Below are 10,598 nucleotides of genomic sequence, written 5' to 3' on the forward strand. Positions count from 1 at the left end.
GCCTAAGCATCGCGCGCGACTCCCGCGGCCCCGGCGAGCAGGCCGCCGGCGAGGGCGGCCGCCGCCTCCGGCGCGGTCTCGGCGAGCAGACCGACGGCGGCGAGCACGTGCACCTCGTCCACGACCACCGCGGCGCGCCGGGGCAGCAGCCAGCCGTCGTCGGCGTCGGTGGTGAGGCTGGCGGCCAGCACCCGGGCGGGGACGCCGGGCAGGCCGTGGCGGAACACACCGCCGGAGGCCACGAGCAGCCCCACCTCGCGCAGGTCGGTGCCGGTGCGCTCCACGACCCGGCCGCCCGGGCCGACGACGACGCGCGCCCGGCCGGCGTGCCGTCGCAGCGCCAGCCGCACCGCGAGGCCGGCGATCCGCTCGTCCTCCTCGTGCTCGGCCTCGGTGAGGGGCAGGAAGCCGGGGTCGGCCGCACGCCGGGCAGCGGGTTCTACGAGATCGTCGGGGCCCTCGGCCGCCGCCACGGTGGCGGGGGCCGACCACCGCATCCCGAGGTCGCCCTCGACGGTGCGGGTGGCCGCGGTCGGGGCGACGACGTCGCGGGCCAGGGCGCCGTCCTCGGGGTCGAGGGTCACCACGGAGTGCACGTCGGTGGTGGCGCCGCCGAGGTCGACCACGACCACGCCGGCACCGCCCGCACTCCCCGCAGCCAGGACCTCCACCCCGCTGAGCACGACGTCGGGGGTGGCGCCGCGCACGAGCCGCACGAACGCCGCGCCGTCCTCGCGGGAGGACAGTCCCTTGCCGCCGATGACGTGGCGCAGGAACACCTCGCGCACCGCGCGGCGCGCCGGCTCGGGCTGCAGGACCCCGATGCGGGGCACGACGTTGGCGGCCGTGGTGACCGGCAGCCCCGCGGCGGTGAGCAGCTCGGCGACCTCTGCGGCGGCCTCGGCGTTACCGGCGAGCACCACCGGTCCTCGCCACCCGCAGCCCGCCAGCCAGGCGGCCGCCTCGCGCAGGGGCGCGGGGTTGCCGCCGTCGGTGCCGCCGACCAGGAGCACGACGTCGGGCCGGGCGAGGTCGGCCGCGGTGCGTGCGGCGAGCGGCACCTCCGCACCCGCCACGGCGAGCACCGCCACGACCGTGCCGCCGCTGGAGAGCGCGACCCGGCGCCCGGCCTCGGCGGTGACGAGGTCCTCGTTGCCCACGACCGCGATCCGCAGACCCCCGCCCGCACTGGAGGAGGCGACCACCGGCAGTCCCACGGCGTCCAGGGCGCGCACGCACGCGTCGACGCCGTCGAGCACGTCGGTGCCGATCGTGGTGGGGTGCTCGGTGGCGGCCAGGACGCGGGCACCGGCGCCCGAGGCGGGGTGGCCGAGGTCGATCAGCAGCGCCTTGGTGAAGGTCGAGCCGACGTCGACGCAGACGAGTCGCTCGGCGGATGGGGGCGTGCCGCTCACCCGAGTGCAGCGGTGAGGTCGGCCAGCAGGTCGGAGGCGGTCTCGATGCCGACGCTGAGGCGCACGAGGTCGGCCGGCACCTCCAGGTCGGTGCCCGCGACGCTGGCGTGGGTCATCCGGCCGGGGTGCTCGATGAGCGACTCGACCCCGCCCAGCGACTCGCCGAGGGTGAAGATCCGGGTGCGCTCGCACACCGCGAGCGCCTGCTCCTCCCCGCCGCGGACGCGGAAGGACACCATGCCGCCGAAGCGCCGCATCTGGCGGGCGGCGACCGCGTGGCCGGGGTGCTCCGGCAGTCCGGGGTAGATCACCTGCACCACGTCGGGGTGGCTGCTGAGCAGCTGCACGACCTGCTCGGCGTTGTCGCAGTGCCGCTCCATGCGCAGCGCCAGGGTCTTGAGTCCACGCAGGGTCAGCCAGGCGTCGAAGGGACCCGCCACCGCGCCGATGGCGTTCTGGTGGAAGCCGATCCGCTCGGCCAGGGCGGCGTCGCGCACGACCAGCGCCCCGCCGACGACGTCGGAGTGGCCGCCGGCGTACTTGGTGGTGGAGTGCACGACGACGTCGGCGCCGAGCGCGAGCGGCTGCTGCAGGTAGGAGGAGGCGAAGGTGTTGTCGACCACGAGCAGCGCGCCGGCCTCGTGGGCGACGCCGGCCAGCGCCTCGATGTCGCCGATCGAGAGCAGCGGGTTGGTGGGGGTCTCCAACCACACCAGCTTCGTGCGGCCCGGACGGATCGCGGCGCGCACGGCGTCGACGTCGTCGACCGGGGCGGAGGTGTGCTCGACGCCCCAGGCGGCCTCGACCTTGGCGAAGAGGCGGTAGGTGCCGCCGTAGGCGTCGTTGGGCAGCACGACATGGTCGCCGGGCACGCACAGGCTGCGCACCAGGGTGTCCTCGGCCGCCAGCCCGGAGGCGAAGGCGAAGCCGTGGGTGCCGCCCTCCAGCGCCGCCAGGGTCTCCTCCAGGGCGGTGCGCGTGGGGTTGGCCGAGCGGCTGTACTCGTAGCCGTTGCGCAGCCCGCCGACGCCGTCCTGGGCGTAGGTGGAGGTGGCGTAGATCGGCGGGATGACGGCGCCGGTGGTGGGATCGGGCTCGTAGCCGGCGTGGATCGCACGCGTCTCGAACCCCTGGCCCTCGTGGTCGTGGTGATGGGTCACCGCACGAGCCTAGTGCGGCACCTCGACGTCGCCGGCGGTGGCGGATCGGTGACGGGTCGGTGACGGACGCCTCGGGGGCTGGTGTTGTGGGCGCGGCGCGTCAGAATGGAGTCATGTTCTCGCGCAAGACCACCATGATCGACCCCGACAAGGCCCTCCCGGGTCGCGACACCGACCCGTTCCGCCGCGCCGCGAAGCACGTCGTCCTCGGCACGCCCGTGGTGGCCGAGGAGGTGCCGGCCGGCCTCGAGGTCGCGATCTTCGGCCTGGGCTGCTTCTGGGGTGCGGAGGAGATCTACTGGCAGCGCGAGGGCGTGTGGTCGACCTCGGTGGGCTACACCGGCGGCTACACCCCCCACCCCTCCTACGAGGAGGTCTGCACGGGCCGCACCGGACACACCGAGGCCGTGCGGATCGTCTTCGACCCCGCGGTCGTGACCTTCGCCGACCTGGTCAAGCAGTTCTTCGAGATCCACGACCCCACCCAGGGCATGCGCCAGGGCAACGACGTCGGCACCCAGTACCGCTCGGGCATCTACTGGACCACGCCGGAGCAGGAGGCGGTGGCCCGGGAGCTGACGGCCGTCTACGGCGCCGAGCTGGAGCGTCGCGGCCTGGGCACGATCACCACCGAGCTCGCCCCCGCCGGGCCCTACTACTACGCCGAGGACGCCCACCAGCAGTACCTGGCCAAGAACCCCTTCGGCTACCGCTGCCACGCGAACACCGGCGTGAAGTTCCCCCAGACCGCCTGACGACCGCCCGAGCGGCGCCGGCCGCCGTCCGACGCCCTCAGCGACAACCCTCGGGGGGCACCAGCGCGCGGACGCCACGCGTGCTCGCGCCGGGTCTCCCGGTCGGCCTCCGGACGGCGTCCCGGACAGGGACGATCGATCCGCAGCGGAACCTCGACCGCAGCGCGGCCGGACTCTGCCATCATGGCGCCCACGCGGTCAGCGTCGACCGCCGTCCCGCCCCTCCCCCGGGGTCTCCCCACGGACAAGGACGCCCGTCGATGCCCGCTCTCCCCCCTCCCCCCGACGCACCGGTCGGGCGCCTGGTCCGTGCGCTGACCGCCCTGGCGGCGGTCGCGCTGCTCGTGCTGGCGCCGGCCGCCCCGGCACGGGCCGTGGACACGACCGTCACCTTCCCCACCGACGGCGCGAGCATCGCCATCGTCGACCAGCCCCTGACGATCACCGGAACCGACCGCCCGGGGTTCTCCTCCCTCGACCTGCTGATCGACGACGAGAGCTACTGCTTCGTCGAGTTCGCACCCGTCGCCGACCCCCCGGACTGGTCCTGCACGCCCGACGGCACGGAGTCGGAGCCGACGCGGTTCTACGGGCCCGGTCGGCACACGCTGGAGATCGTGGAGTTCGTCGGTGAGGACACCGTGACCTCGCGGACCACGAGCTTCGAGATCACCACCCGACTCGACATCACCGGCGCGCCCACCAGCGGCCGCGCGGGCACGGCGGTGGAGGTGACCGGGCCCGCGGACCCGCACCCCACCACGGTCGTGACCCTGGACCTGCTGCCCGCGGACCGCGCCGCGGCACGACCCACCGGGACCTCCGGGCGCGCGGCCACGATCAGCCGGCCGTGCACGGTCACCGGCGACACCTACCGCTGCCGGGTCGGCCGCACCGGCACCGCGGGCCTCGCGGTGGGCGCCTACACCTTGCGCGTGCAGGAGTACCTGTTCGAGCAGCCCGCGCCCGTGCGCGCCGTGGAGCGGCCCTACAGGATCGTGACGGCGCCGGTCGCCCCGGACCCGGACCCCGACCCTGAGGAGCCCGACCCGGAGCCGACGTCCGAACCGTTCCCGGAGCCCGAGCCGAGCCCGGACCCGACGCCGGAGGCGACCCCCGACCCGACCCCGGACCCGACCGTCGAGCCCACACCCGACCCGACGCCGGATCCCACGCCCGACCCGACGCCGGCCCCGGAGCCCACGCCCGAGCCGACCGTCGAGCCCACGCCCGAGACGACCCCGGAGCCGCCGGCGCCCCCCACGCCGCCGCCGCCCGCGACCGACCCGGGCCCGAGCGGCCCGAGCTACCGCGACGTCCTGATCCCGCTGGCCATCATGGCCGGCACGGTGCTGCCCGGACTACGGGCCGGCGGCACCTCCGGGGCCGGGCTACGGCGCCGCGGCGGCACCAACCGCCGTGCTCCGCGGCGCAGCTTCCAGCGCCCCGCCGGCATCGCCTTCGCCGACCGTGACGACGGCGCCGACCAGCGCGAGGAGGCCCTCGACGACGCCGTCGGGCGCGGCGACCGCTCCCGCACCTGGCGCTGGCCCGGGCACGGCCGGCTCGACCGCGCCGGTGCCGCCGCCCCGCTGGCCTGGGCGGCGCACTCGCCCTTCCTCGCCCGCCTCGTGGTGGACTCCGCGCTGAATCGCGCCGCGTTCGGCACGGCCTCGCTGCTGCTGCCGGTGGCCGCCCTCGCCCTGGGCGTCGTCGGTGCGGTGTCGTTGGTGGCCGACGGCCTCCCGCCCGCCCCCTGGGTGGTCGCGGTGATCATCGTGCTCGGCGCCCTGGACGCCACCGCCGGGGCGGCGGCGTCGTCGGCCCTGCTGGTGGGCGCACTGGTCGCGGCCGCCACGGACGCCCTGGACCTCACCCAGGCGCTGCTGATCTCGGTGACCCTCGGCTTCGTGCTGGTGGCGCTGCCCCTGGTCGGCTCGGCCCAGCGACCCTTCCGTCGCGACCGCCGCGACGGCGCGGACGACGCCCTGCACCGCTGGGACCGGGTCGCCGACGGCCTCATCGCCGCCCTGCTCTGCGCGTGGGTGACCGACAAGGTGCTCGGCGCGATGGACGCCTTCGCCGACCGCCCCACCGCCCTCGCCGACGCCTCGGGGCGCCTGGCGCTGCTGGCCCTCGCCGCGATCGCGCTGCGGGTGGGACTGGAGCACGCCGCCTTCGCCGCCTACCCCCGCCGCCTGCGCACCACCGAACCGGACCGACCCCTGCCCGAGCCGACCGACCGTGCGGTCGGTTTCGGCATCGCCGTCCGCACGGTCGTGTACGCCTTCATCGGCTGGGCGTTCATCGGTGCCGGGTGGTTCTGGGTCCTCGGCACGCTGTTCTTCCTCACCCCCGCGGTGCTGGAGGTCGTGCGCGCCCACCGCGCCGAGCCGACACGGGTCGGCACCTGGCTGCCGCGCGGACTCGCCGAGGAGCTGCTGCTGATGGTCACCGTCACCACACTGGTGCTCGTGGTCACCGGCGGGATCGCCTCCGACACCCGAGCCCTGGAATGGACCTACCTGCTGATCCCGGTGCTCGGCGCGGTGCGCCTGGCCTTCACCGAGCCCGAGCAACTGGACCCCGACTGGCGTCGGGAGTGGCTGGGGCTCGCCAGCCTGGTGCTGCTGGTGGTCCTGGCCTCGTTCGGGTGGGACTACTGACCCCGTCCGGGCCCGACCCGGCAACTGGTGCCCGGCTTCCGGCACCGACAATTCGTCAGGTCCGTGACGAATTGTCGGGGGAGGCCGGACTCAGCGCACGCGGAACGAGACCGCGTCGCGGCTGGGGAGGGCGACGCCGTCGCCGGCGTACTCGACCACCGCGCGCCGGGTGCCGGAGGTGAGACCGGTGACCAGCACGCGGGCGAATCCGTCGACCACGTCGGCGGTGAGCGTCTGCTTGCCGACGGTGACCGTGAGCCGACCCCCGGGGGCGGTGCCCGGCGCGGCCACCCGGATGCCGAGCACGACCGCGTGCCGGCGGGGCTTGGGGGTGACGGTGGTGGTGCTCGCCGTGCGGATGACGCCGAACTCGAAGGTGCGGGTGAGCGAGCGGTAGTCGGGCTTGCTGGCGGTGATGCGCAGCGTCAGCTCGCGCCCGACGTCCTCGAGGGTGGGTCGGTAGCCGGCCTCGGTGGCGCCGGGGATCTCGGCGCCGTCGCGCAGCCAGGTGTAGGTGAGCGTGGCGTCGGAGGGCGAGACGGCGCCGTCGGTGACGCCGAGGGCGCTGCCGAGCAGCGCCTCCCCCGCCATGCTGAACGGCGTGACGACCTCCACGACCCCCTGCACGACCGGGCCGACCGCGTTGGCCGTGGCCGTGGTGCCGGCGGTGTAGCCGTCGCGCTTGGCGACCTCGGTGGCGGTGATCGTGGCGCCGACCAGCGCCTTGGTGAGGGTGAGGGTGCGACCGGTCTGGCCCTTGAGCAGCACGCCGTCGGCCTTCCAGCGCACGGTGACCGCGGCGGGCGCAGGCGCCCAGCCGCCGGGGGTCATCGTCACGACCTGGCCGACCTGGCCCTCCCCGGAGAGCACCGGCGGGGTGTCGAGGGTGAGCGTGCCGGCGGCGACGGTGGGGGTGGCGGTCGAGACCGCGACGCCGTCCTCGTAGCCGGTCTTGCGGGCGGTGACGCTCACGCTGAGCGGCTGTCCGACCTGGTCGGCGGTCGGGGTGAAGCGCGACCGGGTGGCGCCGGCGATCGGCGTGGTGCCGGCGTACCACTGGAAGACGTAGCCCTCCACCCGCTGCTGCCAGCGACCGGTCGTCGCGACGAGCTGCTGGTCCACCTCCGGGGTGCCCTCGATGCGCGGCTGGATCGTGTTGACGACGCTCTTGCGGTCGATGAAGTGGATGAACCCGGTCGGCCAGCCGCGGCCGTCGCGGGTGAGCCGGCGCCAGTGGAAGTCGCCGCTCCAGGAGTCCTCGGAGATGATGATCTCGTCGGCCGAGACGACCTTCTCGACGTAGGCGACGTGGCCCGCGGACCCGGCACCGGGCACGTTGCGGTCCCACCAGGCGATGGCGCCGACGGCCGGCACGTCGTCGGTGATGTCGGCCATCGCGTGGCCCCAGTTCGAGGCGTTGCCCGAGCCGCTCCAGGGCCGCTCGGCCGGCATCCCGGCCTTGATCATCCGGTAGGCGGCGTAGTTGGTGCAGTTGTGGCCGGAGTACATCCGCCAGTACATGCGGTTGCTCACCGCGCCGTAACCGGCGTCGGAGTACCCGGCGTCACGGCACCCGCTGTAGCCGGTGCAGAGGTACGTCGAGGCGGTGAGGCGCAGCTCCGGGGCGATCGGGGCCGCGCCGACGAGTCGGCCGCTCGCCCCCGCGTGGAGCGAGACCGCCGCGACGGCGACCGTCACGAGGGTGGCCTGGACCGGGCGCGGGAGCAGGCGTCGGGAAGGCACGGCCCCTACTGTCAAGCACATCCACGGCGTTTCGCAACACTTTCCTCAGAAGTTCTCAAAACTCCCACGAGTCCCACCGTCAACACGACACGCCGTTCGCTCACCAGTTCGTTCGGCGGATCGGGCCCCGATCCGAGGTGTTCCGCGGTCCGCACCGGCCGGCGGAGCGCTCACCCCGAGGCCGGGGGCGGGCCGCTCGGGGCCGGTGACAGGATGAGGGGCATGCCTGGAACCAACCTCACGCGCGAGGAGGCGGCTACCCGCGCCGCCCTGCTCGACGTCACCTCCTACCTCGTCGAACTCGACCTCACCACCGGCGAGACGACCTTCGGCTCCACCACCACCCTGGAGTTCGACTGCCGGGAGCCGGGGTCCGCGACCTGGGCCGACCTCGTCGGCGCCACGGTGCACGAGATCACCCTCAACGGCACCGCACTCGACCCGGCGACCTACGCCGACGGCCGGATCCCGCTGCCTGACCTGGCCGCTCACAACACGCTGGTCGTGCGCGCGGACTGCACCTACTCCCACAGCGGCGAGGGCCTCCACCGCTTCGTCGACCCCGCCGACGACCGGGTCTACCTCTACAGCCAGTTCGAGGTGCCCGACGCCCGCCGGGTGTTCACGACCTTCGAGCAGCCCGACCTCAAGAGCGTCTTCACCTTCCACGTCACCGCGCCCGCGCACTGGAAGGTCGTCTCCAACGCCCCGACGCCCGAGCCGGACGCGATCGACGACGACCGCGCGATCTGGCGCTTCCCCACGACCAAGCGGATGTCGACCTACATCACCGCGATCGTGGCCGGTGAGTACCACGCCGTCTTCGACACCTACGAGGGCCGCTTCGGCACCATCCCGCTGGGCCACTACTGCCGCCAGTCGCTGGTCGAGCACCTCGACCGCGAGGAGCTGGTGAAGATCACCCGGCAGTGCTTCGCGTTCTTCGAGGAGAAGTTCGACTCCCCGTACCCGTTCGAGAAGTACGACCAGCTCTACGTGCCCGAGTACAACATGGGCGCGATGGAGAACGCCGGGTGCGTGACGCTGCGCGACGAGTACCTGCCCCGCAGCCGCCAGCCGCGCTCGTTCTACGAGTTCCGCTGCTCGGTGATCTCCCACGAGATGGCCCACATGTGGTTCGGCGACCTCGTGACCATGACGTGGTGGGACGACCTGTGGCTCAACGAGTCCTTCGCCGAGTGGGCCTGCTACTGGGCCGAGGCCGAGGCCACCGAGTTCACCGACGCCTGGACCGGCTTCGCCAACGCCCGCAAGCAGACCGGCTACCGCGCCGACCAGCTGCCCAGCACCCACCCCATCGCCGCGGACAACTACGACCTCGAGGCGGTGGAGGTCAACTTCGACATGATCACCTACGCCAAGGGCGCCTCGGTGCTCAAGCAGCTGGTGGCCTGGGTCGGCCTCGACCCGTTCCTGGCGGGCCTGCGGCAGTACTTCGCCGACCACGCCTACGGCAACTCCACCTTCGAGGACCTGCTCGTCGCCCTCGAGACCGCCTCGGGTCGTGAGCTGCGCAGCTGGGCGGCGGAGTGGCTGCAGACCGCCGGGGTCAACACCCTGGCCCCCGTGGTCGAGGAGGACGCCGACGGCACCCTCACCCGGCTCGCGGTCGCCCAGAGCGCCGACCCCGACTACCCCACCCTGCGCCGCCACCGCCTCGGCATCGGCTTCTACGACCGCACCGACACCGGTGCGCTCGTGCGCCGCGACTACCTCGAGATCGACGTCGAGGGCGAGCTCACCGAGGTGAAGGAGGCCGCGGGCCTGCGGCGTCCCGACCTGCTGCTGCTCAACGACGGAGACCTGGCCTACGCCAAGATCCGCCTCGACGAGCGCTCGCTCGCCACCGCGATCGCCGACCTCGCCCGCGTCGAGGACTCCCTGGCCCGGGCCCTGGTCTGGGGCGCGGCGTGGGACATGACCCGCGACGCCGAGATGAGCGCCCACGACTACGTCCACCTGGTGCTGGCCAACATCGGTTCCGAGACCGACTCCTGGGGTCTGACCCGGATCCCGGTGACCGCCGCCACCGCGGCGTTCCACTACTCCGACCCCGCCCGTCGCGAGGCGCTGCGGCACCGGTGGGAGCGCGGGCTGCGCGAGCTGCTCGAGCACGCCGCCCCCGGCAGCGACGAGCAGCTGACCTTCGCCCGCAGCTACGCCGGCGCGGCCCGCAGCGAGGAGGCCCTGGCCGACCTCGAGGCCCTGCTCGACGGGTCGCTGTCGATCCCCGGCCTGGAGGTCGACACCGACCTGCGCTGGAACCTGCTCACCGGCCTGTGCGCCGCCGGGCGGGGCACCCTGGAGCAGGTCGAGGCGATGCTCGCCACCGACCCGACGATCTCGGGCAAGGAGAAGGCCGCCGCGGCCCGCGCCTCGATGCGCGACGCCGCCGCCAAGGCGACCGCCTGGGACCTCGCCCTGGACCCGCAGACACCGAACGAGACCGCGCGCTGCGTGGCCACGTCGTTCATGGTCTCCGACCAGACCGAGCTGCTCGACCCCTACCTCGAGAAGTACCTCGCGGCGGTGGACAGCATCTGGGAGCGGCTCGGCTCCCACAAGGCCGCCGTGGCCCTCCAGGGGCTCTTCCCGATGCCGCTGACCTCCGCGGCGATGCTCGAGCGCGTGGACGCCTGGCTCGCCGGGGCCAGCGCCAACCCCGGCGCCCTGCGCTTCGTGCGGGAGGGGCGCGCCGAAGCCGCCCGTGCCCTCGCCGCCCAGGCGCGCGACGCCGGCTGAGCAGACCCGCTCACACCACCACGGCCCCGGCCGCTCCCTGCGGGGAGCGGCCGGGGCCGGGTGGGTCGTTCGGCGCTGCGCGGCGCGCGGGCGCGG

Annotated in this window: 6 protein-coding genes; 3 read left to right on the plus strand and 3 right to left on the minus strand. The window is 74.2% G+C overall.

Annotated features, from left to right (window positions below; all coding sequences use genetic code 11):
• Nucleotides 1–2 precede the first annotated feature (2 nt).
• Nucleotides 3–1,415 carry a glutamate mutase L gene (locus ACERUJ_RS07065; protein WP_370247783.1) on the minus strand — a complete coding sequence of 471 codons (1,413 nt, stop codon included), beginning with the start codon at nt 1,413–1,415 and terminating at the stop codon, nt 3–5.
• Entirely contained in the window at nt 1,412–2,575 is a 1,164-nt protein-coding gene (locus tag ACERUJ_RS07070; RefSeq protein ID WP_370247784.1) for a cystathionine gamma-synthase, read from the minus strand. Before ACERUJ_RS07070 ends, ACERUJ_RS07065 begins: the two co-directional genes overlap by 4 nt.
• A 113-nt stretch (nt 2,576–2,688) precedes the next feature.
• On the opposite strand from ACERUJ_RS07070, the gene msrA reads away from it, so the two are divergent.
• Both msrA and ACERUJ_RS07080 read left to right on the plus strand, forming a co-directional pair.
• The gene (gene msrA / locus ACERUJ_RS07075) at nt 2,689–3,330 is read left to right on the plus strand and encodes a peptide-methionine (S)-S-oxide reductase MsrA (RefSeq protein ID WP_370247785.1); all 642 of its coding nucleotides are present in this window, start codon (nt 2,689–2,691) and stop codon (nt 3,328–3,330) included.
• Between the two features lie 260 nt (nt 3,331–3,590).
• Nucleotides 3,591–5,996: a hypothetical protein gene (locus ACERUJ_RS07080; RefSeq protein ID WP_370247786.1), complete on the plus strand. Its 2,406-nt coding sequence runs from the start codon at nt 3,591–3,593 to the stop codon at nt 5,994–5,996.
• 90 nt (nt 5,997–6,086) lie between these two features.
• Here the strand turns inward: ACERUJ_RS07080 and ACERUJ_RS07085 are convergent, their stop codons facing one another.
• Complete coding sequence (locus tag ACERUJ_RS07085) at nt 6,087–7,739, minus strand: CHAP domain-containing protein (RefSeq protein WP_370247787.1); 1,653 nt, start codon at nt 7,737–7,739, stop codon at nt 6,087–6,089.
• Between the two features lie 222 nt (nt 7,740–7,961).
• Here ACERUJ_RS07085 and pepN point away from each other — a divergent pair, with 222 nt between their 5' ends.
• The gene (gene pepN / locus ACERUJ_RS07090) at nt 7,962–10,502 is read left to right on the plus strand and encodes an aminopeptidase N (protein ID WP_370247788.1); all 2,541 of its coding nucleotides are present in this window, start codon (nt 7,962–7,964) and stop codon (nt 10,500–10,502) included.
• Nucleotides 10,503–10,598: the final 96 nt, after the last annotated feature.

Origin of the sequence: Nocardioides sp. (genome assembly GCF_964228225.1) — a bacterium.
GTDB lineage: Bacteria > Actinomycetota > Actinomycetes > Propionibacteriales > Nocardioidaceae > Nocardioides.